The following is a 22,871-nucleotide window of genomic DNA, read 5'->3' as shown; positions in this document are numbered from 1 at the left end:
TCGGGGGCTGGGCTCAGCGGCGGACGGACCAGAGCGAGGGGTGCGAGCCGGCCGCGACCAGGTCGGCGACCGACGCGCGCGGGGCGGCGTCGGTGACGAGGGCCTCGCCCACGAGCACCGCGTGCGCGCCCGAGCGGGCGTAGTCCATGACGTCGTGCGGACCGCGCACGCCGGACTCGGCGATCCGGACGTACTCGTCGGGGATCGCGGGCGCGAGCCTCGCGAACGTCGTGCGATCGACCTCGAGCGTCTTGAGATCGCGCGCGTTGACGCCGATCACGCGCGCCCCGGCGTCGATCGCACGGCTGACCTCCTCGAGCGTGTGGACCTCGACGAGAGCCGTCATGCCGAGCGAGTGGACGCGCTCGACGAGGGAGGTCAGGACCGTCTGCTCGAGCGCCGCGACGATGAGCAGGACCAGGTCCGCACCGTGCGCGCGGGCCTCCCAGACCTGGTACGGCGTGACGACGAAGTCCTTGCGCAGGACAGGGATGTCGACCTTGCCGCGCACCTCGTCGAGGTCCGCGAGGCTCCCGTTGAACCGCCGCTGCTCGGTCAGGACCGAGATCACGGCGGCGCCGCCCTTCTCGTACTCCGAGGCGAGCGAAGCGGGGTCGGTGATAGCCGCCAGGTCCCCCTTGCTGGGGCTGGACCGCTTGACCTCGGCGATCACCGCGACGGCGTCCTCCGCCTTGAGCCGGCTGATGCAGTCGAGCGCTCCGTGGACGCGCGAGGCGCGTTCCTTCAGCTCGTCCAGGGTGGTCCTCGCCTGGCGCTCCGCCAGGTCCTCGCGGACTCCCGCGACGATGTCCTCCAGAACCGTCATGTGCCCTCTCCCCGTGCTCGTCGTCGACTCCGTGCCACGTGCGGTCCGCGGGGCCGTCTGCGGGGACCGTGACGAGTCACCGGCAGCATCTGTCCGCGAACCATTGACAGGGAGATACCTGCCATCGTAGGGCCGCCCGGGAGTGACCAGGGACACGTGTCATCTCGCGAGACGTGCCCCGGGGCCGCGCGGCGCGGTCACGAGGGCCCCAGGAACGGCACCAGGGCCGGGACGTTCCGTGCGATCCCGAAGCCGATCAGGACCACCAGACCGAGGATGCCGACCCACACGGGCACGGGCCGGGCCCGGGTGCCCCGCCACGACCGTCGGGCCCACAGCGCCCAGGCCAGGACGAGGACGGGGACGACGAGCACCCACAGGGGGTTCATGGCCCACGCGCCGGCCAGGTCGCCCGTCGCGAGGTCGTGGGTCGCGCGCAGCCCGCCGCAGGCCGGGCAGGCCCACCCCGTGAGCGCGAGGAGGGGGCACAGCGGGTAGCCGCCCTCGTGCGGGTCCACGAGCGCGAGCACGAGCGTGGCCCCGGCCACGCCCGCTCCCACCGCGGGTGGCGCGCGCAGCGCACGCCACCCGGGCGGGTCCGGCACGGCAGGGGTCGACGACGGCTCCCCCGGCTGCTGCGCGGGGGACGGCGCCCGGGGGGACGCAGGTGGGTCCGTCATCAGGGCGTCCCCTCGCGTGGTCCGCTCGCTCCTCAGGAGGTCGCCCCTCAGTAGTAGGAGGGGTCGAACTCCGCGGAGGCCACGCCGATGACCAGCAGGACCACGAAGACGATGATCGCGACGACCGACAGGGCGGAGGCGACCCAGCCGAGGATGACGCCCGCCTGCGCGAGCCCGCCGTTGTTCGCCTCGCCGGCCTCGACCGCTCGCTTGGCCTTGGTACCGACGATGATGGCCGGGATACCCGTGAGGAACCCGCACGACAGGACGAACGACGCGATCCCCAGGACGAGGGCCCAGACGCCCAGGTCGTTGCGCGGGAAGTACCCGTACCCGCCCGGTGCGGCCGGCGCCGGGTAGGGAGACGCACCGTACGGCGCCTGGCCGGGGGCCCCGTAGCCGGGCTGCGCGGGCGGCGGGTACGACGTGTACCCGCCCTGCTCGCCGCCGTAGGGCGCGGAGCCCGGGGCGGGCTGACCCGTCGGGGCCGAGTACGGCGAGCCGGGCTGCTGCGGCGTCCCGGGGTACGCGGGATAGCCCGGTGCCGCGGGCGGCGCCTGGTCGGGGGCGGGCGGCTGAGCCTGAGCGGGCTCGCCACCAGGCTGCTCGCTCGGGGTCCCCGCAGGCTCGCCCTCGGGGCGGTAGGGGTCGTTCGGCGGGGTGGGTGGGTAGCTCATGATCGGTCCTGCTCTCTACGAGGAGCCGTCAGCGGGCCGTGCGACGCCTGGCTGCTGCCGGTGGTACGACACGCGCCACGCACCCGGGAAGGTGCGCGGCGCGTGGAGGCACGTGCGGACTCTCGTCCGGAAGGGGTCAGTGCTGCGTCGAGGTCCGGGGCGTGACCCCGGGCTTCGGCTGGCCGTACCCCATGTTGCGCAGCACCGCGCCGCCGATCAGAGCCAGGACGACGATGCCCATGCCGACCCAGAAGAGCCAGACGAGCGGGAGGGCCACGGCGACGCCCGCGACGATCGCGCCGACGATGATGCCGATCATGGTGAACCAGGCCGCGACGGTGTGCCCGTGGTTCGTGGGAGGTGCCGACGGCGGCAGGTAGGAGATCTCGGTGGTCTGCGGCTTCTCGGCCATGGGGGTGTGCCTTTCGTCAAGATGTGCGCCCAGCCTATCGGACGCGGGTCGGTCTGTTCCTGCTGGCAGGGCGTGGTGCTCAGCGATCGGTGGGGTCCTCGCCGCGGGTCAGCGAGTCCCAGGTCTCCTGCTCGTCGGGGCCGTCGTCCGCGCCGCCGTCGGTGCCCGTCGGGGACGTGACGCCCCCGCGGGCGTCGCCCGCACCGGTCGGGCGGCCGGTCGACCCGGCCCCGCTGGTGGTCGGGCCCGTCGTCGACGCGGCGTCGGGCCGGACGATCTCGTGGCGCGCCGAGACGCGGGCCCACGACGGCGAGGACACGCCCGTCCAGAGGGCCGCGACGACCACGAGCACGCCCACCGCGCACGCGACGTACGGCCAGGGCGTGAGCGTGATGCCGCTCGTCATGTCGGGTACGCCGGTCGCCTCGGCGACCGCGGTCCGGGCGGCCTGCGTCGGGTCGCGCAGGATCGCGGCGGCCGACGCGGCGACGACGACGCCGCTCGCGACGGTCACGGCCAGCACGAGCCACCGGCCGATCCGACCGACCAGGCCGAGGGCCAGGGCGCTGGCCACGACGACCAGCGCGCCCGCGCCGACGCCCGGCGCGGCCGACGTCCCGGTGACCTGGACCAGGACCTCGGCGTCGAGCGCCGTCGATCCGGACGTGCGCAGCCACGTGGGCGCGGCCGCCGCGAGGGCGCCGCCCCCGAGCACGAGCAGCAGCAGGATCGCGCTGCGGCGCGCGAGGCGCCACGAGCGCGGCGTGCGAGGGGCGGGCGCCGCCCCCGGTGCCCCGGCGTCGCCCCCCGAGGGGCCGGCGCCGGTCACGACAGGCTCCGCAGCCGGGCCGCGAGCTGCACGGCGCGCACGGCGGCCGCGGCCTTGTTGCGCGACTCCTCGTACTCGAGAGCCGGGACCGAGTCGGCGACGATCCCGCCGCCCGCCTGGACGCTCGCGCGTCCGTCGCGGATGAGGGCCGTGCGGATCGCGATGGCCATGTCCATGTTGCCGTCGAAGTCGAAGTAGCCGACGGTCCCGCCGTAGATGCCGCGCGAGGCGGGCTCGAGCTCGTCGATCAGGGCGATAGCGCGCGGCTTGGGCGCGCCGGAGAGCGTGCCCGCGGGGAACGTCGCACGGAGCACGTCGAGGGCCCGCGCCCCGGGGCGCAGGGTCCCGACGACGGTCGAGCACAGGTGCATGATGTGGCTGAACCGCTTGGTGGCCATGAACTCGACGACCTCGACCGACGAGGGCTCGCACACCTTCACGAGGTCGTTGCGCGAGAGGTCCACGAGCATGATGTGCTCGGCCCGCTCCTTGGGGTCGGCCAGCAGCTCCTCCCCCAGGGCGACGTCGTCCTCGGGAGTCGCGCCGCGCGGACGCGACCCGGCGATCGGGAACGTGACCACGTGCCCGTCGTCGACCTTGACGAGCGTCTCGGGGCTCGAGCCGACCACGGCGAAGTCCGAGCCGTCGGCGTCGGTGAGCTGGAAGTAGTACATGTACGGGCTCGGGTTGATGGTCCGCAGGGCCCGGTAGACGTCGAGCGGCGGCGCGGGGCAGTCGAGGTCGAGCCGCTGGGAGATCACGATCTGGAAGACCTCCCCGTCACGGATCGCGTCCTTGCCCGCGAGCACGGCGTCCTCGAACTCCTCGCGCGTCGAGCGGAACTCGAGCTCGGGCTCGGCGACGTCCACGACGACCGACGCGGAGGAGCCGCCTCCCGTCCCGGCCACGAGCTCGCCCTGCATGCGGTCGAGGCGCGCCACGGCGTCGGCATAGGCCTCGTCGACGCGCTCGTCGGTGTCGTCGAAGTTGATCGCGTTGGCCACGAGCCACACGCTGCCCTCGCGGTGGTCCACGACCGCGAGGTCCGTCGCGAGGCAGAGCGTGACCTCGGGGACCCCCAGCTCGTCGGGCGCGTGCGCCGGCAGCGTCGGCTCCCAGTGGCGGACGACGTCCCAGCCCAGGGCGCCCGCGAGCCCGCCCGTGAGGGGCGGCAGACCGTCGATCGCGGGCGTGCTCAGGGCGTCGAGGGTGCGCTCGAGCACGTCGACGACGTCCCCCGTGGTGGGGACGCCCGCGGGGACGTCGCCCGTCCACACGGCCTGGCCGTCGCGCGCGGTCAGCGTCGCGCGCGACGCGACGCCCACGAACGAGTAGCGGGCCCAGGATCCGTCGACCTCGGCGGACTCCAGGACGAACGTGCCCGGGCGCCCCTGCGCGAGGGTGCGGTACAGGCCCACGGGCGTGACGTCGTCGGCCAGGAGACGACGGACCACCGGGACCACGCGGCGCGAGGCCGCGAGCGCACGGAAGCCCTCGACCGTAGGCCAGGTCTCGCCCCACGGGAGGCCCGCTGCGGGCACCACGGGGACGGGCGTGCTGGTCACGGGGGACGGTCCGGTCACTGCGTCTTCTCCTCGGAGGTCTCGGTCTGGGGGCGGTTCCCGACGACGGCGCCCAGGTCCCCGCCCGCCTCGAAGCAGGTCCGGGCACCCGTGTGGCACGCCGCGCCGACCTGGTCGGCACGGACGAGCAGCGCGTCGCCGTCGCAGTCGATCTGGACGGACTTGACCCACTGCGCGTGGCCCGACGTGTCGCCCTTGCGCCAGTACTCCTGCCGCGAGCGCGACCAGAACGTGACGCGGCCCGTCGTCAGCGTGCGGCGCAGCGCCTCGTCGTCCATCCAGCCGAGCATGAGCACCTCGCCCGTGTCGTGCTGCTGGACGATCGCGGCGACCAGCCCGTCCGCGTCGCGCTTGAGCCGCGCGGCGAGGTCCGCGGGCAGGATCGTGGCTGCGGCGTCGGGCTGGTCTGACGGGGCGGTGTTCCGGGGCACCCGAGAATCCTGCCAGATCCTCGGCGCGCGCGGGTCCGCGGTCCGTCCTGCGGCCCGTCGGTCGTCGTTCCCGGGCGCCGGCGCCTCGTCGTGCCGTGCGGGGCTCATCGGGTCTGCGCGACCCAGGACGCGTGCATCGACGCGTAGACGCCCCCTGCGGCCGCGAGCTCGGCGTGCGGCCCGACCTCCACGACGTGCCCCGCGTCGACCACGACCACGAGGTCGGCGGACTCCGCGGTCGACAGGCGGTGCGCGATCGTGATGGTGCTGCGGCCCGCGGTCAACGAGTCGAGGGCGCGCGCGATGCGTACCTCGGTCGCGGGGTCCACGGCCGAGGTCGCCTCGTCGAGCACGAGGAGGTCGGCGCCCGCGAGGTAGGCGCGCGTGATCGCGACGAGCTGGCGCTCCCCGGCGGACAGGGCCTCGCCGCGCTGCCCGACGGCGGAGCCCAGCCCGTCCGGCAGGTCCGCGACCCAGTCGGTCAGGCCGAGCTCGGCGACCGCGGCGTCGATGCGGTCGGCGTGCCGGGCCGCGGTCTGCCCCGGGGTCTCCCCCGCAGCGCCGCTCGCGGGGTCCCGCACGCCGTACGCGATGTTCTCGGCGAGCGTCCCGTCGAACAGGAACCCCTCCTGCGGGACGAGGACCACGCGCTCGCGCAGGCTCGCGGCCGACAGGTCGCGCAGGTCCACCCCGTCGAGCCGGACCGCGCCCGAGGTGGGGTCCATGAGGCGCGTGACGAGCTTGGCGATCGTGGTCTTGCCCGAGCCCGTGGCACCGACCACCGCGACCGAGGTCCGGGCCGGGAAGTCGAGGTCCACGCCGTGCAGCACCTCGGGGCCGTCGGGGTACGCGAACCGGACGTCCTCGAGCGTCACGCGGGCCGGGCCGCGCGGCGAGCGCACGCCCTGGTCGCCCTTGTCGACGACCTGGATCGGAGTCTCGACGACCGCGAGGACGCGACGCCAGCCCGCGACGGCGTTCTGCAGCTCGTTGAGGATCTCGGTCGCCATCTGCACGGGCCCCGTGAAGAGCTGGACCAGGAAGAGGAACGCGAGGAGCTTGCCCGCCGTGATGTTCCCGTCGATGCCGAGCAGCGTGCCCACGACGACCACGGCCGCCAGGACCAGGTTCGCCACGAGGACGCCGCTCGAGAAGACCGTCGAGACGAGCTTCTGCGCCCGGACCATGCCCGTGCGCGTGCTCTCGACGGCCGCGTCGATCCGGCGCCCCGTGCGCTCCCCCACGCCGTAGGCGCGGATGGTCTCCGCACCCACGACCGACTCCGAGATCGCGCCCAGCATCGCGCCCACGCGCTCGCGCAGCGCGGTGTACGCCGCGTTGACGTGCTTCTGGGCGGGCCGCAGGATCAGGAAGAGCGGGACGAAGCACGCCCAGACGAGCAGCGTGAGCTGCCACGAGTAGAACGCCATGAGGATCGTGGCGGCGCCGATCTGCAGCACCGAGACGAGCAGCATGATGCCGCCCCACTGGACGAACAGCGAGATGGTGTCGACGTCGCTCGTGACGCGCGAGACGAGGGCCCCGCGACGCTCGGTGCTCTGCGTGAGGACCGAGAGGTCGTGCACGTGGCGGAAAGCGCGCACGCGCAGGCTCGCGAGCCCGGCCTCGGTCGACCGGAAGAGGCGCACGTTGACCAGCGCCGAGCACAGGCCCGCGACCACCAGGACCAGGGCCGCGGCGCCGACGAGCAGCGTCACGCGGCTCGTGTCGGGGCCGCCGGGCGCCATGATGCCGGTGTCGACCGTCTGCTGGACCGCGATCGGCACGACGATGCGACCCAGCGCGGCCACGACCGCCAGGAGCAGCGTGACCCAGATCCCCTGGACGATCTCGGGGGACATCTGCACGCCCTTGCGCAGGGTCGCGAAGACACCGAGCGTGCTCGCCGAGGCGATGCGGGCGCCGGTCGCGTCCTCGACGACGACCTCGGGCGACGCCGCTCGGCGCCGGCGACGCCCACGGGGCTCGCCCGTCCCCGTCACGGGGGTGGCGCTCGTGGTGCTCACTCGGTCACCGTCCCTTCCTCGGTCTCGCGCACGATCTCGTCGGCCTCTTCCTGCTCGTACCGTTCGACGTCCTCGCGCTCGACCTCACCGCCGTCGAGCTCCGCGGCCTGCGCGCGCCGCTCGGCCTCGCGCTGGTAGGCCGTGGCGAGGTCCCGGTAGCCGGGGTCGCGCTCGAGGAGCTCGGCATGGGTCCCGACGTCGACCACGCGCCCCGACTCGACGTGGACCACCTGGTCCGCGAGCGCGACGCTCGACATGCGGTAGGCGACCATGACGACCGTGGGGTGGTCCGCCGTCGGGCGTGCGCTCGGGGCCGTGGGGCCCTCGCCGCGCAGGCCCGCCAGGATCTGCTGCTCCACGCGCGGGTCGACGGCGGAGGTCGCGTCGTCGAGGACGAGCAGCCGCGGGGAGCGCACGAGGGCGCGGGCGATCGCGAGCCGCTGGCGCTGCCCGCCGGACAGGTTCGAGCCGCGCTCGCCCAGGGGCGAGTCGAGCCCTCCCGGCAGGCGGGAGACGACGTCGTCGACCTTTGCCAGGCGCAGCGCGTCCCACACCTGCTCGTCCGTGGGGCCGACGCCCGCGTCGGCCAGCGTCACGTTGGAGCGGACCGTGTCCTCGAAGATGAACGTCGACTGCGCGACGAGCGCGACCTGGCCCGTGAGGTCGGACGCGAGCACCTCGCGCACGTCCACGCCGTCGATCAGCACCCGGCCGCGCGTCGGGTCGGACAGCCGCGCCAGGAGCGAGACGAGAGTGGTCTTGCCCGCCCCCGTCGGCCCGACGACCGCGACCGTGCGCCCCGGCGCCAGGTCGAGCTCGACGTCGTCGAGCAGGGTCACGTCGCGCCCGCCCGCACGGACGTCCACGCCCACGCCCTCGAACCGCACCGCGGCGCCGCCCGTCGCGGCGGGCAGGGGGCGGTCGCCCGCCGCCGGGATGCCCGGGGCGTCGAGCACGCTCGCGATGCGCTCGTACCCGACCAGGGCACGCGGCAGCTCGCCCAGGACCCAGCCGAACGCACGCACGGGGACCGCCATGATCGTCAGGAGGTACGCGGCCGTCACGACCTCACCGGTGTCGACCGCGCCCGCCGACACCCGGGCGGCCCCCACGCCGAGGACCAGGAGCGTGCCGAGCGAGGGCAGCAGCTCGATGACCGGGTCGAAGAACGCCCGGACCACGCCCACCCGGACGTTGGCCGCGCGCAGCTCGTCGGTCCGGGCCGCGAACCGGCTCTCCTCCCGCGCCTCGGTACCGAGCGACTTGACCAGCAGCGCGGCCTCGAAGCTCTCGTGCGCGACGTCCGCGACCTCGGCGCGCAGCTGCTGCGCGCGCGTGATCGCGGGCGACATGTACCGCTGGAAGACGACGTTGACCGCGACCGCGAGCGGGATCACGACGAGCGCGGCGCACGCGAGCCACACGTCGATGCGGAACAGCATGACCGCGGACACGCCGATCATGACGACCACGCCCAGGGCGAAGGGCAGCGGGTTGAACACCCCGGTCGCGGCCTCCACGTCCGAGCTCGCGTTCGACAGGAGCTGGCCGGCCGGGTGGGCGCGGTGCCAGGACATGGGCAGGCGCAGGTACTGGTGCGTGACCGCGGTGCGGTGGCATGCCTGGATGTTCGCGTACCCGTAGCCCGCGAAGATCCGGCGCGCGGCGACCGTCAGCGCGAGCGTCACGGCGATGCCGACGAGCACGAGCCCCGCGACCCAGAGGTCCGCCCGCGCGTCCGCGTCGCCCGCGAGCGCCGGGACCACGACCTCGTCCGTGACGCGGCCGACCGCGAGGCTGATGCCCACGGTCGTCGCGCCGAACAGCGCCGACGCCCCGATCGCCAGGACGTAGATGCGCCACTCCGCACGCATGCCGCGCCCCATGAGCTGGAGCGAGCGGCGCGTGCGCGAACCGGTCAGCGCGTGCCGCTCGCGGAGCGCCGCGGGCGCGGTGGGTCGTGGCGTCGTGGACGCCGGGCGGGGGTGCGGGTGGGCAGCGGCCTGAGGACCCGGCACGTCGCCGACGGGCGCGTCCTGGGTCCGGGGCGGGGTGTTCGTGGGGGTGCTCCGGCGCGCGGACACGGACGATCCTCGTCTTTCGTGGGGTGGGCACGATCTTCTCACACGGGACACCGCCCACCCGTGCGAGCATGGCCGGATGCAGCCCACCACCTGGCACCCCCACGAGCGAGCCGCGCTCGTCCACGCCCTCACGCAGGCCGGCCCCGACGCCCCGACCCTCTGCGAGGGGTGGCGCACACGCCACCTCGCGGCGCACATGATCCTGCGCGAGCACCGTCCCTGGACGCAGGCGGGCGCCAACGGCGGCCCCCTGCACGACTGGTCCGAGGGCGCGCTGCAGGACCTGGCCGCGACCGCGCTCGAACCCGGCGGCTACGCCGCGCTCCTGGCCCGGGTCGAGGAGCAGCCCGCGGCCTGGAGCCCGTGGTCGTGGGCCGGGGACGTGGTCAACCTCACCGAGTACTTCGTGCACACCGAGGACGTGCGGCGCGGCGCCTGGGTCGCGGGCCCGGGAGCCTCCCGGGGGGACGGGTCCGCCGGGGTCGGAGCGGGCACGGCGGGCGCAGGGGACGCCGGGGCCGACGTGCGTGCCCGCGACCTGCCGCCCGCGCTGCAGGACGCGCTCTGGAACCAGCTGCGCCTCGCGGCGCGCGCCTTCTACCGCAAGGCCCCGGTGGGCGTCGTCCTGGTCGTGCCCGGCGGACGGCGTGCCGCGGTCAAGGCACCGCCGAGCCGCCCGACGCCGGACGGGCGCCTCGGTGGGACGGTCGTCGTGACGGGCCCGGTCCCCGAGCTCGTCCTCCACGCGTTCGGGCGCGGCCGGCACGCCGGGGTGACGCTCCAGGGGGCTGCCGCCGACCGCGACGCGCTCGACGCGGTGGTGCCCGGACCTCGCTGAGTGGCGTGCCGCCGTCGGGCAGGGCTGCCCGACGGCGGCACCGCCCGTCAGCGGACCGGCAGACCCGCCTCGCGCATGTGCTCCTTGACGTCGCCGATCGTCAGCGTCCGGAAGTGGAACACGCTCGCGGCCAGGACCGCGTCCGCGCCGGCGCGCGCCGCCTCGACGAAGTGCTCCGACGTGCCCGCTCCCCCGCTCGCGATGAGCGGGACCTGCACCTGCGAGCGCACCGCGCCGAACATGTCCAGGTCGAACCCGGCCGTGGTGCCGTCGGCGTCCATCGAGTTCAGCAGGATCTCGCCCGCGCCCAGCTCGGCCGCGCGCACGGCCCACTCGACCGCGTCGATCCCGGTCCCCCGGCGCCCGCCGTGCGTGGTGACCTCGAAGCCCGACGGCGTCCGCGTCTCGCCGCTCACGCGCCGCGCGTCGACCGAGAGCACCAGGACCTGGCTGCCGAAGCGGTCGGCGATCTCCGCGATGAGCTCGGGGCGCGCGATCGCCGCGGTGTTCACCCCGACCTTGTCCGCGCCCGCCCGCAGCAGCTTGTCGACGTCGTCGGTCGTGCGCACGCCCCCACCGACCGTGAGCGGCACGAAGACCTGCTCCGCGGTCCGACGCACCACGTCGTACGTGGTCTCCCGGTTCCCCGACGAGGCCGAGACGTCGAGGAACGTGATCTCGTCCGCCCCCTCTGCGTCGTAGCGCGCCGCGAGCTCGACGGGGTCGCCCGCGTCGCGCAGGTTCTCGAAGTTGACCCCCTTGACGACGCGCCCCGCGTCGACGTCGAGGCAAGGGATGACACGGACCGTGACCGACATGAGCTACTGACCTTCCGTCTGACCTTCTTGGCCCGGCGTCTCGTCGACCACCGGGAAGTGTGCGTCCAGGATGTCCACCACGTACACGAGCGTCTCGTCGGCGTAGGAACGGCCCGTGCCCGCGTACGCGAGGGCGGGCGGGACGACCAGCAGCACCTGGCTGCCGACGCTCTGCTCCAGGAGACCCTGCTCCCAGCCCTCGATGATCTGCCCGATCCCGATCATGGTCGACGCGGGCTGGGTGCCCCCCGTCCAGTTCGAGTCGAAGACCTCGCCCGACGACCACGAGACCCCGGTGAAGCGGACCGTGATGACCTGCCCGGCCTCGACCTGGACGCCGCCACCCCGCACGAGCGGCTGCACGACCAGGTCGCCGGGAGGGGCCGAGTCGGCCGGGATCGTGATCGTGGGCGCCCCCTCCTCGTCGAGCGTCACGACGGGCAGCCCCGCGACGGGAGGGATCACCTCTCCCGACGCCCTGGTCGGGAGCAGGTCGACGACCAGGACCAGGGGCACGTCGTTCGCCTCCTCCAGGTACACCAACCGCGCGCCGACACGCTGGCCGACCAGGAGGTCGACGATCTGCGACCCCGCCCCCTCGTCGGTGAGCTCGAGCGTCTGCGGGGCGTCGGTGTAGGTGTTCTGGAGCACCGTCCCGTCGCGCCCGTCGATCGCGTACATGTTCACCAGGACGTCCTGACCCTCGACGACCTGCGCCCCGGTCCCCGGGACCACCACCTCGCCGCGCTCCTTGGGGACGCTCAGCGGCTGCTCGAACTCGACCACGGGAGGCTCCCCGATCAGGCCCGTGACGGTGACCTCGGTGTTGGCGTCCGGCTCCTCGCGCTCGGGCAGCTCGGAGCAGGCCGTGGTGGCCAGCGCGAGCGCCAGGACGACGACGACGGACGGCCGGTGGTGCTGGCGACGCACGAAGCTCCTCGGAACGAGCGGGGGACGGGGTGGCCCCACCCGAACCGGGGTGGCACCCCCGTCCCGGCGCGCGTCCGTCCGGTGAGCGCGGTGCGGGGCCGCGCCCGTCGGCGGGTCCGGCACGTGCCGTCACATCGACTCGATGAGCCGCTCGACCCTCTCGTCGACGTTCTGGAACGGGTCCTTGCACAGCACCGTGCGCTGGGCCTGGTCGTTGAGCTTGAGATGCACCCAGTCGACCGTGTAGTCCCGCCTGGCCTCCTGCGCCTTGCGGACGAAGTCCCCCCGCAGCTTGGCCCGGGTGGTCTGGGGCGGGATCGCCGTCGACTCGAAGACCTCGAGGTCGGTCGTGATGCGCTCGACCATGCCGCGCGCCGCGAGCATGTTGTACAGGCCGTCCGTCCGCGAGATGTCGTGGTACGCCAGGTCCAGGCGCGCGATGCGCGGGTCGTCGAGCTCGAGCCCGTGCTTCTCCTGGTACCGCCGCAGGATCTTGAGCTTGATGACCCAGTCGAGCTCGCGGTCCACGAGCGACAGGTCGTCGGTCTCGAGCGCCCGCAGCCCCCGCTCCCACAGGTCCAGGACCTGCTTGACGACCGGCGTGGGGGTCTCGTTCGCGTCGACGAACTCCTTGACCCGCTGGAGGTACTCGCCCTGCAGGTCCACGGCCGTCACGGTGCGCCCGTTCGCCATCTGCACCGGGTGCTTGCCCGTCATGTCGTGACTGATCTCGCGGATGGCCCGGATGGGGTTCTCGAGGGCCATGTCCCGCAGGGGGACGCCGGCCTCGATCATGCGCAGGATGAGGTCGGTCGCCCCGACCTTGAGCATCGTCGTGGTCTCCGCCATCGACGAGTCGCCCACGATCACGTGCAGGCGCCGGTAGTGCTCTGCGTCGGCGTGCGGCTCGTCACGCGTGTTGATGATGGGGCGCGAGCGGGTCGTCGCGCTCGAGACCGCCTCCCAGATGTGGTCCGCACGCTGGGACAGGGCGTAGATCGCGCCCCGGGGCGTCGCGAGGATCTTCCCGGCCCCCGTGAGCACCTGACGCGTGATGAGGAACGGCACCAGCACGTCGGAGAGACGCGCGAAGTCCCCCTGGCGACGCACGAGGTAGTTCTCGTGGCACCCGTAGGAGTTGCCCGCGGAGTCGGTGTTGTTCTTGAACAGGTGGATGCGCCCCGGCAGGCCCTCGTGCTCGAGCCGCTCCTGGGCGTCGGCCACGAGGCCCTCCAGGATGCGCTCGCCGCCGCGGTCGTACGCCACGAGCTGGCGGACGTCGTCGCACTCCGCCGTCGCGTACTCGGGGTGCGACCCGACGTCGAGGTACAGGCGCGAGCCGTTGCGCAGGAAGACGTTCGACGAGCGCCCCCAGGCCACGACCTTGCGGAAGAGGTAGCGGGCGACCTCGTCCGCGGACAGTCCCCGCCCGTCGTCCGACGCGCACGTCACGCCGTACTCGGTCTCGAGACCGAAGATCCTACGGTCCATCCGGAGCCTCCTCGGGCATCTCCTCGAGCAGCCCGGCCAGCACGGCGCCGGTCAGGCGGCGGAACGCGCGGCGGGGACGGGTGCGGTCGAGCACCGCGACCTCGAGCTGGTTGGCCGGGATCCCCTGGGCCGCGTCTCCGTCGTGGGCGTCCGCGCCGCCGAGCGTCGCGACCGCCAGACGCAGCGCCTCCGGCAGCGTCAGGCCCGGGTGCCAGACCTCGCCCAGGTCGCGACCGAGCTGCTCGGCCTGACCTCCCATGACGACGAAGCCCGTCTCGTCGGCCACCGACCCGTCGTAGGACAGGCGGTAGATCTGGTCCTGTGCGGGGCTGGGCCCCACCTCGGCCACGACGAGCTCCACCTCGAGCGGCTTGGACTCGGTCGTGAAGACCGTGCCGAGGGTCTGGGCGTAGGCGTTCGCGAGACCGCGCGCGTTGACGTCCGCACGGTCGTACGAGTAGCCCCGCAGGTCCGCGTACCGGACGCCTGCGACGCGCAGGTTCTCGAACTCGTTGTACTTGCCGACCGCGGCGAACGCGATGCGGTCGTAGATCTCGGAGATCTTGTGGAGCGACCTCGACGGGTTGTGCGTCGCGAACGCGATGCCCTGGTCGTAGGCGATCACGACGACCGACCTGCCCCGGCCGATCCCCTTGCGCGCGAAGTCCGCCCGGTCCTTCATGAGCTGCTCGGGCGAGACGTAGAACGGCATGTTCACTGCGCGTCACCTCCGTGCTCCGTGGGGCGGGTCCGGCCCATGGCGCGAGTCTGGTCCGCGGGCACGGCCCGGTCGCCCGGACGCCCGGGCCTCCCGCGCGCCGCTCGGTTGTCGTCGGCCTGCTCGGTCCGAGCGGCGACGATCTGCGCCGCGACCGTCGCGAGGTCGTCGTCGGGCACCCGGTGGTACCCGTCGGCCGTGACCGTCGCCACGACCGGCCAGATCTGGCGGACCGAGTCCGGTCCGCCCGTCGCCGAGTCGTCGTCGGCCGCGTCGTACAGCGCCTCGACCGCGACGTGCACGGCCCCCTGGGCGTCGAGCCCCGGGTGCCAGCGCTTCTTGAGGGAACCACGCGCGAACACCGAGCCCGAGCCGACGCTGTGGTGGTCGCGCTCCTCGTAGCGGCCCCCCGTGACGTCGTAGGAGAAGATCCGACCGACCCCGCTGTCGAGGTCGTAGCCCGCGAACAGCGGCACCACGGCCAGCCCCTGCATCGCCAGCCCGAGGTTCTGCCGGATCATGGTCGAGAGCCGGTTCGCCTTGCCGTCGAGCGACAGCAGGGCACCCTCGATCTTCTCGTAGTGCTCGAGCTCGAGCTGGAAGAGCCGGACCAGCTCGACGGCGATGCCCGCGGTACCGGCGATGCCCACCGCGGAGAACTCGTCGGCCGGGAAGACCTTCTCGATCTCCCGGTTGGCGATCATCGACCCCATGGTCGCCCGGCGGTCTCCCGCCATGACCACGCCGACGTCGCCCGGGCCGCCCGGGGTCCCGAAGGTCAGCGCGACGATCGTCGTCGCGTGCGGCGCGAGCTGCGCACCGCCCGCACCGTGACCGGCCGAGGAGCCCGCGGCCGCGCCTCGCGCCGACGGCAGGAGGTCAGGGGCATGGCTCGCGAGGAACTCCACGAACGAGGACGAGCCCGGCGTGGTGAAGGCGTGCGGCAGACGCCCTGAGAAGTCCATGGTCATCAGCTCCTGGCCGGTCCCGGCTACTCGCCGCCCTTCTGGACGAAACCTCGGACGAACGACTCGGCGTTGGACTCGAGCACCTCGTCGATCTCCTCCAGGAGCGAGTCGACCTCGGCGTCCCGGCTCTGCGCCTGCGGTGCGACGGGCGCGGGGGTGCCCGCGTCGTCGTCGGGACGCCGGTCCTCGTGCGATGCGCTGGTGCGTTCCTGGGCCATCTTCGCCTCCTGGGTGTCTCGTGCTGTCCTGCTGGTCCGTGACGGGTCCCGTGCGCGAGGCCCGCGTCTTCTTGAAGCCTAGGCTCTTGCGTGCGGTTCGCGAGGTGCGACGAGCCGCACGGGCCGCCCCGGGCCCGTCATCGGGCGCCCGAGAGGCCCGCGAGCAGCGCACCGGCGTCCTCGCTCGCGTCGAGCAGCGCGCCGATGTGCGCCCGCGTACCGCGCAGCGGGTCGAGCATGGGCACGCGCTGGAGCGACGGGGCGCCCGCGACGTCGAAGATCACCGAGTCCCAGCTCGCGGCCGAGACCTGGTCGCCGAACCGGGCCATGACCTCGCCCCGGAAGTACGCGCGCGTGTCCTCGGGGGCGTGGTGCACGGCCTGCGCGACCGCCCGCTCGTCGACGACGCGCTCGGCGGCCCCCGCGGCGAGCAGCCGGTGGTAGATGCTGCGCTCAGGGCGTACGTCCGACCACTGGAGGTCCATCGCGGCCAGGCGCGGGTGGTCCCAGTCGAGGTGGTCGCGTCGGCGCAGACGGTCCAGGAGGCGCAGCTTCGCGACCCACTCGACCTCCTTGGCGCACGAGCCGGGGTCCGTCCCGAGCCGGTCGAGGACGGAGTCCCAGCGGTCCAGGACCGAGCGGGTCTCGTCGTCGAGCGTGCCCAGGTGCTCGGCCGCGCGGCGCGCCACGTCGGCGTAGACGCGCTGGATCTCCAGGGCCGTGAGCCGGCGGCCGTCGGCGAGCAGGAGCGGGGCCGTGAGCTCGAGGTCCCGGCTGACGCGCTGCACGTCCGCGACCGGGTCGTGCAGGCGCAGCCCGGCGAGCTCCGCGCGCAGCGAGGCACCTGTCGGCCCTTCGACCGACGCGAGCGCGTCGAGCTGCTCGATCACGAACAGCACGAGCGACGTGGTCCCGAGCTTGAGGTACGTCGCGACCTCGAACAGGTTCGCGTCCCCGATGATCAGGTGCAGGCGGCGCCAGCGCTGGCGGTCGGCGTGGGGCTCGTCGCGCGTGTTGACGATGGGCCGGCGCAGGGTCGTCTCGAGGCCGACCTCGGCCTCCATGTAGTCCGCGCGCTGCGAGAGCTGGAACCCGGGCTCCTGGCCCGTGGCCCCCAGCCCCACGCGTCCCGAGCCCGTGAAGACCTGGCGCGTGACCAGGAACGGCGTCAGGAGCTCGACGATCGTCCCGAACGGCACCTCCCGCTCGACGAGGTAGTTCTCGTGCGTGCCGTAGGACGCGCCCTTGCCGTCGACGTTGTTCTTGTAGAGCACGACCTCCGAGCCCGGCACCGCGCTCAGCTCGCGCGAGGCCGCGAGCATGATGCGTTCGCCCGCGACGTCCCAGCACACCGCGTCGGCCGGGTTCGTGACCTCGGGCGAGGAGTACTCGGGGTGGGCGTGGTCGACGTACAGGCGTGCCCCGTTGGTCAGGATGACGTTCGCCGCGCTCGGGTCGTCGTACTCCTCGTGCGTGGGGCGGGCGACCTCCTGGAACGACGCCGCGCTCGCCGGGTTCCGGGGCACGGGGCCCGACGGCGCCGGCCGGGTCGGGTCGTCCGTCAGCAGCGAGGGGTGGGCCGCCGCGCGCTGGAGGTGGAACCCCCGGGCGTCCTGCAACGGGTCCTCGTCGTCGTAGTCCCACCGGGCCTTGCCGCGGGCACCGTCGGCGCGGGCGGCGAGCGCCCGGTACGTCGTGACGACCTGGCTCGACATGAGCATCGGGTTCGCGAGGGGTCGCCCGGGCTGCAGCACGCCGTACTCGGTCTCGATCCCCATCACGCGTCGCACGGTCACGAGGACCACCCTATGCCGGGGCGCCCGTCAGGGGTCGACGTGTCCACGCAGCGGAGGCCTCCCCCTGGGGCCGGTCCTGGCGCGGGGCGCACCGCCGCACGGTTGCCCGTGGTGCCCGGTGCCCGGTGCCCGGGTGCCGGCTACAGGTACTGGCCCGTGTTCGTGACCGTGTCGACCGTGCGGGCGACCCCGCCCGCCCCGTCGCCCTTCTTCTGGACGATCGTGCGGATGAAGACGATGCGCTCGCCCTTCTTGCCGGAGATGCGGGCCCAGTCGTCGGGGTTGGTCGTGTTCGGCAGGTCCTCGTTCTCCTTGAACTCGTCGACGCACGCCGAGAGCAGGTGCTCGACCCGGATGCCGCGCTGCCCGGTCGCCAGGAGGTCCTTGATCGCGGACTTCTTGGCCCGGTCCACGACGTTCTGGATCATGGCACCCGAGTTGAAGTCCTTGAAGTACAGGACCTCCTTGTCGCCGCTCGCGTACGTGACCTCGAGGAACTGGTTCTCGTCCTCCTCGGAGTACATGCGCTCGACCACGCTCGTGATCATCGCGTCGAGGGCCTCCTGCGGGCTGCCGCCGTGCTCGGCCAGGTCGTCGGGGTGGATCGGCAGGTCCGTGGTCAGGTACTTCGCGAAGATCTCCTTGGCGCCCTCGGCGTCGGGGCGCTCGATCTTGATCTTCACGTCGAGCCGCCCGGGCCGCAGGATCGCGGGGTCGATCATGTCCTCGCGGTTGGACGCCCCGATGACGATCACGTTGTCGAGGCGCTCGACGCCGTCGATCTCGCTCAGGAGCTGGGGCACGATCGTGGTCTCCACGTCCGAGGACAGCCCGGTGCCGCGTGTGCGGAACAGGGACTCCATCTCGTCGAAGAACACCACGACGGGAGTGCCCTGCGAGGCCTTCTCCCGGGCACGCGCGAAGATGAGCCGGATGTGACGCTCGGTCTCCCCCACGTACTTGTTGAGGAGCTCGGGACCCTTGACGTTGAGGAAGTAGCTCTTGGCGCCCTGCGGGTCGGAGACGACCGTCTCCCCGGCGAGCTCGCCCGCCGCGGCCCGTGCCTTGGCGACGGTGTGCGCGAGCGAGTTCGCGACGGCCTTGGCGATGAGCGTCTTGCCGCACCCGGGCGGGCCGTAGAGCAGCACGCCCTTGGGCGGGCGCAGCCCGTGCTCGCGGAACAGGTCCGGGTGGCTGAACGGGAGCTCGACCGCGTCGCGGATCTGCTCGATCTGCGGGCCCAGGCCACCGATGTCCGAGTAGTCGATGTCCGGGACCTCCTCGAGGACGAGCTCCTCGACCTCGGACTTGGGCACGATCTCGAACACGAACCCGCTGCGGGTGTCGATCGTCAGGGAGTCCCCGACGCGCAGGGGCGAGTCGGCGAGCGAGCCCGCGAGCCGCACGACCCGCTCCTCGTCCGACCGCCCGACGACGAGCGCCCGGTCCGAGCCCAGGAGCTCCTTGACCGTCACGAGCTCGCCGACCTGCTCGTAGCCGCCCGCGGACACGACGGTCATGGCCTCGTTGAGCTTGACCTCCTGGCCCGGCTGCAGCCTCGACAGGTCGAGGCCCGGGCTCGCCCCGACGTGCATCTTGCGGCCCGCGGCGGACACGTCGACGGTGCCGTCGGGGTGTGCGCCGAGGAAGAGCGCGTAGGTGCCCGGCGGCTTGGCGAGCTCGTCGATCTGCCGCTTGAGGTCGACGATCTGGTCTCGTGCGGCCCGCAGGGCCTCCGCGAGCCGCTCGTTCTTGGCGGACAGGATCGCCTGCTGGCGCTCCGCGTCACGGCTGGGGCTCTGTCCAGGTGTCAGTCCAGGTGTGTCGGTCATCCGGCTTCTCCCTCTCGCAGGCACCGTCAGGAGGTCGTGCTGTCGACCCCGTCACCGGCGCGTCACCGATCCCCGGCGCCCCGGTGATCGAGGCACGACCTTACGCACAAGTCTCTCGCGAGCGCTGCAGGAGCACCCGGGATGAGACGACCGTTCCTCAATCGTTGTCGGCGGCGGTGCCCGATTCGTCCTGGGTGTCCGGCGCCGTCGCGTCGGCGTCTTCGGGGGCGACGGGCTCGAGCGGCTGCCCCGTTCGCGGGTCGAGCTGGGGTCCCTGACCGACGTCGCGGCGCACGCGGCGCACGCGCTTGTCGGACACCGAGCGCTCCCCCAGGTCCTCGGGGGTCCACTCCTCGGCCACGGGGTACGAGCCCTTGGCCGGCCGGCGCTTGCGCAGCGGGGCGGCCGTGCCGTCCGCGAGGCGACGCGCCGTGAGGAGGAAGCCCGTGTGCCCGACCATGCGGTGCTGCGGCCGGACCGCGAGGCCCTCGAGGTGCCAGCCGCGGACGAGGGACTCCCATGCCGAGGGCTCGGCGTAGCGGCCGTCGGCCCGCAGGTCCTCCGCGAGGCGCGAGAGCTGGGTCGCGGTCGCGACGTAGCAGATGAGGACGCCGCCGGGCGCGAGCGCGTCGGCCACCGCGTCGAGGTTCTCCCACGGCGCGAGCATGTCGAGCACGACCCGGTCGATCGACCCCTTCTCCGCGACCTGCGGCAGGACGTCGGACAGGTCGCCGACCGACAGCTCCCACGCGGGGTGCTCCCCGCCGAAGAACAGCTCGACGTTGCCGCGGGCGATCGCGGCGAAGTCCTCACGACGCTCGATCGAGTGCACCGAGCCCTGGTCGCCGACGGCGCGCAGGAGCGACATGGTCAGCGCGCCCGAGCCCACGCCCGCCTCGACGACGCGCGCGCCCGGGTAGATGTCGGCCATCGCGACGATCTGGCCGGCGTCCTTGGGGTAGACGACGGCCGCGCCGCGCGGCATCGACAGCACGTAGTCGGCGAGCAGCGGACGCAGCGCGAGGTACTCGATGCCTGCGGTGTTGCGCACGACCGACCCCTCGGGCAGCCCTACGAGGTCCTCGTGGTTGAGGTAGCCGCGGTGCGTGTGGAACGTGGCGCCCGTCGCGAGCGTGATGGTGTGGAGCCGGCCACGAGGGTCGGTCAGCTGGACCTTGTCCCCCAGGCGCAGCGGGCCGCGGCGCGCAGCAGCGCCGGTCGCCTCGGGGGCCGGCGTCGTGGGCTCGGCCGCGGGCTCGGCCGGGTGGTCGTCGGCCGGGACGGGCGATGCGGGGGCGTCGTGCGCGGGGTCGTGGGTCACGGGCGACCATCCTAGTCGGGCCGGGCGCTCGCCCCGCCCGGACAGGCCGGGCGAGCCCTCGTCCGGTCCGTCAGCGCGCGCGGGCGCCCTTGAGCGCCGCCACGACGTGCGAGACGTCGAGGAGCCCGACGACGCGCCCGCCGTCGGTCACGACGAGCACCTGGGCGTCGCGCGTGACCGCGGCCACGGCGTCGAGCATGGCCTGGCCGCGCAGGTGGACGTCGACCCACGCGGTGGGAGGCAGCCCGACGGCGACGGCACCGACCGGGGTCAGCGGCGCCTGGGCGGCGGGGACGGCCGAGACGGCTGCGGGGTCGGCATAGGCCACGGGGTGGCCGTCGGCCTCGACGAGCACGACGTGCGCCGCGCCCGCACGCTGGGCGGCGGCGACGGCGTCGGACACCGTGCTCGCCACGGGCACCGCCACGGCCGGGTACGCGAGCGCCGCGACCGACAGCCCCGCGACCGCCTCGCGCGTGCGCCCGTTCCGGATGGCCGCACCGGCCCCGGACCACAGGAACGCACCGATCAGCGCGGCCCACACGACCGTGAACATCGACACGTCGTAGCCGCTGAGCAGCGGCCACCCGAGTGCCCAGGCCACGACCCCGACGGCCACGAGGCGCCCGACCCAGCCGGCGACGATGGTGCCCGTGGTCCGGGACCCGGTCGCGGCCCAGACCGCGGACTCGAGGATCTGGCCGCCGTCGAGCGGCAGGCCGGGCAGCAGGTTGAAGACGCCCACGAACGCGTTCGAGAACGCGGCCGCGTACAGCAGCAGGGCCGGGATCGTCATGGTCGGCTGCGCCTGGAACGCGAGCCAGCACACTGCCGCGAGCGCCAGGTTCGTGAGCGGGCCCACGACCGAGACGAGGATGCCGTCGAGCGGGCGGCGCGAGGTGCCCGAGTACGCGGTGTGCCCGCCCCAGAGGGTCACGGCGAGCTCCGTGACCTGGTGCCCGCGGGACTTGGCGACCACGGCGTGCGCGACCTCGTGCAGGAAGACCGAGACGAACAGCAGCAGCACGAACACGAAGGACACCAGGTAGGTGCCCACGCCCAGGCCGGGCGCGAAGCTGTTGACCGTGGGCACGAACAGGATGGTCAGGACCGCGGCCGCGAGGAACCAGGACGGGGTCAGGATGACGGGGGCGCCCGACACCCTCCCGATGATCCAGCCCTTCGTGAGCTGCGGGTCTCGGGGGGCGCGACGGGCGGCTGCCGGGGTGGTCTCCACGTCGACACCCTATGTCGGGCACCTGTGCCGAACCTGGGCTGTGGAGCGTGGCGGACGTGTGGGCGTCGACACGTAGGCTCGACGCATGACGTCTCTCGCCCCCGACCTCGCCGGCAACCCTCCAGACGGGCCCGTGGTGCCGGGCGGCCCGGCGGCCGCGGCGGAGCCGCTCGAGTCGGTCGAGACGGCCGAGCTCCTGGGGCGCGCCCCGCGAGAGCGCCGCCGTCCGGCGCTCTCGCCCTCGCGCGCGAACGACTTCATGCAGTGCCCGCTGCTGTTCCGCTTTCGGGTGGTCGACCGGCTGCCCGAGCCTCCCAGCTCCGCAGCGGCGCGCGGGACCCTGGTCCACTCGGTCCTCGAGCGCCTGTACGACGCACCGCTGGGAGAGCGCACGCTCGACGCCGCGCAGGCCATGCTGCCGGGCGAGTGGGAGCGGCTGCAGGAGGCCGAGCCGAGGTACGCGGAGCTGTTCGCGGGGGACGCTCCGGGCGCCGAGGGCCCGGGCACGGGCGGGGTGCAGGCCTGGCTCGACGGGGCCGGTGACCTCCTGGGCACCTACTTCACGCTCGAGGACCCCAACAGGTTGGAGCCGGCCGAGCGCGAGATGTTCGTCGAGACCCAGCTGGAGGACGGACCGCTGCTGCGCGGCATCGTGGACCGTCTCGACGTCGCCCCGAACGGCGCGATGCGGGTCGTGGACTACAAGACGGGCAAGTCGCCCCGCCCGCAGTACCAGGGGTCGGCCCTGTTCCAGATGCGCTTCTACGGCCTGGTGCTGTGGCGCGAGCGGGGCGAGATCCCCAAGATGCTCCAGCTCGTCTACCTGGGCGACGGCCAGGTGCTGCGGGCCGAGCCCCAGGAGGCGGACCTCGTCGCGGTCGAGGAGCAGGTGCGCGACCTGTGGTCGGCCATCACGTCCGCGGCGCGCACCGGGCAGTGGACGCCGCGCAGGACCCCGCTGTGCGGGTGGTGCGCGCACCAGGCGATCTGCCCGCAGTTCGGCGGGACGCCGCCGGAGATCCCCGACGGCGCGGTCGAGCTGACGCTCGGGATCTCACCGGAGGCCGTGGCGTCCTGAGCGCTGGTCGCGGCCACCCTGCGGCGCCGCCCTGCGACCCGCCCGGACGTCGGTCGGCCCCCCTCGGGGGGTGGCTG

General features: G+C 73.7%; 21 protein-coding genes. 2 read left to right on the top strand and 19 right to left on the bottom strand.

Going from position 1 to position 22,871, the window contains the following annotated elements:
- Positions 1-13 precede the first annotated feature (13 nt).
- The 9 genes from trpC to NHG27_RS14355 form a co-directional block, all read right to left on the bottom strand.
- Positions 14-826 carry an indole-3-glycerol phosphate synthase TrpC gene (gene trpC, locus NHG27_RS14395; RefSeq protein ID WP_497016742.1) on the bottom strand — a complete coding sequence of 271 codons (813 nt, stop codon included), beginning with the start codon at positions 824-826 and terminating at the stop codon, positions 14-16.
- Positions 827-1,023: 197 nt separating this feature from the next.
- A complete protein-coding gene (locus NHG27_RS14390; RefSeq protein WP_497016741.1) occupies positions 1,024-1,506 on the bottom strand; it encodes a DUF2752 domain-containing protein in 483 nt (160 codons plus the stop codon).
- Positions 1,507-1,553: 47 nt separating this feature from the next.
- A complete protein-coding gene (locus tag NHG27_RS14385; RefSeq protein WP_497016740.1) occupies positions 1,554-2,183 on the bottom strand; it encodes a DUF4190 domain-containing protein in 630 nt (209 codons plus the stop codon).
- A gap of 136 nt (positions 2,184-2,319) precedes the next feature.
- The gene (locus tag NHG27_RS14380; protein ID WP_193721230.1) at positions 2,320-2,595 is read right to left on the bottom strand and encodes an HGxxPAAW family protein; all 276 of its coding nucleotides are present in this window, start codon (positions 2,593-2,595) and stop codon (positions 2,320-2,322) included.
- Between the two features lie 79 nt (positions 2,596-2,674).
- Entirely contained in the window at positions 2,675-3,424 is a 750-nt protein-coding gene (locus tag NHG27_RS14375) for a Trp biosynthesis-associated membrane protein (protein ID WP_497016739.1), read from the bottom strand.
- Positions 3,421-5,007, bottom strand: coding sequence for an anthranilate synthase component I (locus tag NHG27_RS14370; RefSeq protein ID WP_321575510.1), 1,587 nt, complete (start codon positions 5,005-5,007; stop codon positions 3,421-3,423). Before NHG27_RS14370 ends, NHG27_RS14375 begins: the two co-directional genes overlap by 4 nt.
- Positions 5,004-5,438, bottom strand: a complete 435-nt coding sequence (hisI, locus tag NHG27_RS14365) for a phosphoribosyl-AMP cyclohydrolase (RefSeq protein WP_497016738.1) — start codon at positions 5,436-5,438, stop codon at positions 5,004-5,006. Before hisI ends, NHG27_RS14370 begins: the two co-directional genes overlap by 4 nt.
- A gap of 104 nt (positions 5,439-5,542) precedes the next feature.
- Positions 5,543-7,354 carry an ABC transporter ATP-binding protein gene (locus tag NHG27_RS14360; protein WP_497016757.1) on the bottom strand — a complete coding sequence of 604 codons (1,812 nt, stop codon included), beginning with the start codon at positions 7,352-7,354 and terminating at the stop codon, positions 5,543-5,545.
- Positions 7,355-7,461: 107 nt separating this feature from the next.
- Positions 7,462-9,351, bottom strand: coding sequence for an ABC transporter ATP-binding protein (locus tag NHG27_RS14355; RefSeq protein WP_497016756.1), 1,890 nt, complete (start codon positions 9,349-9,351; stop codon positions 7,462-7,464).
- 274 nt (positions 9,352-9,625) lie between these two features.
- Here NHG27_RS14355 and NHG27_RS14350 point away from each other — a divergent pair, with 274 nt between their 5' ends.
- On the top strand, positions 9,626-10,387 hold the full coding sequence (locus NHG27_RS14350; RefSeq protein WP_497016737.1) for a TIGR03085 family metal-binding protein: 762 nt from the start codon (positions 9,626-9,628) through the stop codon (positions 10,385-10,387).
- Positions 10,388-10,434: 47 nt separating this feature from the next.
- Here the strand turns inward: NHG27_RS14350 and hisF are convergent, their stop codons facing one another.
- The 10 genes from hisF to NHG27_RS14300 all read right to left on the bottom strand — a co-directional run bounded on the left by hisF (position 10,435) and on the right by NHG27_RS14300 (position 21,716).
- Positions 10,435-11,205 carry an imidazole glycerol phosphate synthase subunit HisF gene (hisF, locus tag NHG27_RS14345; RefSeq protein ID WP_193721234.1) on the bottom strand — a complete coding sequence of 257 codons (771 nt, stop codon included), beginning with the start codon at positions 11,203-11,205 and terminating at the stop codon, positions 10,435-10,437.
- A gap of 3 nt (positions 11,206-11,208) precedes the next feature.
- On the bottom strand, positions 11,209-12,135 hold the full coding sequence (locus NHG27_RS14340; protein WP_497016736.1) for an FKBP-type peptidyl-prolyl cis-trans isomerase: 927 nt from the start codon (positions 12,133-12,135) through the stop codon (positions 11,209-11,211).
- A gap of 129 nt (positions 12,136-12,264) precedes the next feature.
- A complete protein-coding gene (gene pafA / locus NHG27_RS14335) occupies positions 12,265-13,626 on the bottom strand; it encodes a Pup--protein ligase (RefSeq protein ID WP_193721236.1) in 1,362 nt (453 codons plus the stop codon).
- The gene (gene prcA, locus NHG27_RS14330) at positions 13,616-14,344 is read right to left on the bottom strand and encodes a proteasome subunit alpha (protein WP_193721237.1); all 729 of its coding nucleotides are present in this window, start codon (positions 14,342-14,344) and stop codon (positions 13,616-13,618) included. The genes pafA and prcA overlap by 11 nt, the downstream gene beginning before the upstream one ends.
- The gene (gene prcB, locus NHG27_RS14325) at positions 14,341-15,315 is read right to left on the bottom strand and encodes a proteasome subunit beta (protein ID WP_497016735.1); all 975 of its coding nucleotides are present in this window, start codon (positions 15,313-15,315) and stop codon (positions 14,341-14,343) included. Before prcB ends, prcA begins: the two co-directional genes overlap by 4 nt.
- Before the next feature lie 20 nt (positions 15,316-15,335).
- Positions 15,336-15,530: a ubiquitin-like protein Pup gene (locus NHG27_RS14320; protein WP_497016734.1), complete on the bottom strand. Its 195-nt coding sequence runs from the start codon at positions 15,528-15,530 to the stop codon at positions 15,336-15,338.
- Between the two features lie 137 nt (positions 15,531-15,667).
- Positions 15,668-17,308 (bottom strand): depupylase/deamidase Dop, encoded by a 1,641-nt coding sequence (gene dop / locus NHG27_RS14315; protein WP_497016755.1) that lies wholly within the window; start codon positions 17,306-17,308, stop codon positions 15,668-15,670.
- A 158-nt stretch (positions 17,309-17,466) separates the two neighbouring features.
- Positions 17,467-19,158, bottom strand: coding sequence for a proteasome ATPase (arc, locus tag NHG27_RS14310; protein ID WP_497016733.1), 1,692 nt, complete (start codon positions 19,156-19,158; stop codon positions 17,467-17,469).
- 157 nt (positions 19,159-19,315) lie between these two features.
- Positions 19,316-20,350, bottom strand: coding sequence for a tRNA (adenine-N1)-methyltransferase (locus tag NHG27_RS14305; protein WP_227748843.1), 1,035 nt, complete (start codon positions 20,348-20,350; stop codon positions 19,316-19,318).
- A 199-nt stretch (positions 20,351-20,549) separates the two neighbouring features.
- Complete coding sequence (locus NHG27_RS14300) at positions 20,550-21,716, bottom strand: site-2 protease family protein (protein WP_497016732.1); 1,167 nt, start codon at positions 21,714-21,716, stop codon at positions 20,550-20,552.
- A gap of 85 nt (positions 21,717-21,801) precedes the next feature.
- On the opposite strand from NHG27_RS14300, the gene NHG27_RS14295 reads away from it, so the two are divergent.
- Complete coding sequence (locus tag NHG27_RS14295) at positions 21,802-22,794, top strand: RecB family exonuclease (protein WP_497016731.1); 993 nt, start codon at positions 21,802-21,804, stop codon at positions 22,792-22,794.
- The last annotated feature ends 77 nt before the right edge of the window (positions 22,795-22,871 follow it).

It is taken from the genome of Oerskovia sp. 140933, from assembly GCF_059651515.1.
The sequence above is the reverse complement of the archived record's forward strand: the minus strand, read 5'-3'. Positions and strand labels throughout refer to the sequence as shown.

Coding starts and splice junctions, on each gene's coding strand:
- pafA (WP_193721236.1), bottom strand. CDS start 13,626: ATGGACCGTAGGATCTTCGGTCTCGAGACCGAGTACGGCGTGACGTGC.
- arc (WP_497016733.1), bottom strand. CDS start 19,158: ATGACCGACACACCTGGACTGACACCTGGACAGAGCCCCAGCCGTGAC.
- hisF (WP_193721234.1), bottom strand. CDS start 11,205: ATGTCGGTCACGGTCCGTGTCATCCCTTGCCTCGACGTCGACGCGGGG.
- NHG27_RS14355 (WP_497016756.1), bottom strand. CDS start 9,351: ATGGGGCGCGGCATGCGTGCGGAGTGGCGCATCTACGTCCTGGCGATC.
- trpC (WP_497016742.1), bottom strand. CDS start 826: ATGACGGTTCTGGAGGACATCGTCGCGGGAGTCCGCGAGGACCTGGCG.
- prcB (WP_497016735.1), bottom strand. CDS start 15,315: ATGACCATGGACTTCTCAGGGCGTCTGCCGCACGCCTTCACCACGCCG.
- dop (WP_497016755.1), bottom strand. CDS start 17,308: ATGGGGATCGAGACCGAGTACGGCGTGCTGCAGCCCGGGCGACCCCTC.
- NHG27_RS14390 (WP_497016741.1), bottom strand. CDS start 1,506: ATGACGGACCCACCTGCGTCCCCCCGGGCGCCGTCCCCCGCGCAGCAG.
- NHG27_RS14295 (WP_497016731.1), top strand. CDS start 21,802: ATGACGTCTCTCGCCCCCGACCTCGCCGGCAACCCTCCAGACGGGCCC.
- NHG27_RS14320 (WP_497016734.1), bottom strand. CDS start 15,530: ATGGCCCAGGAACGCACCAGCGCATCGCACGAGGACCGGCGTCCCGAC.
- NHG27_RS14385 (WP_497016740.1), bottom strand. CDS start 2,183: ATGAGCTACCCACCCACCCCGCCGAACGACCCCTACCGCCCCGAGGGC.
- NHG27_RS14380 (WP_193721230.1), bottom strand. CDS start 2,595: ATGGCCGAGAAGCCGCAGACCACCGAGATCTCCTACCTGCCGCCGTCG.
- NHG27_RS14350 (WP_497016737.1), top strand. CDS start 9,626: ATGCAGCCCACCACCTGGCACCCCCACGAGCGAGCCGCGCTCGTCCAC.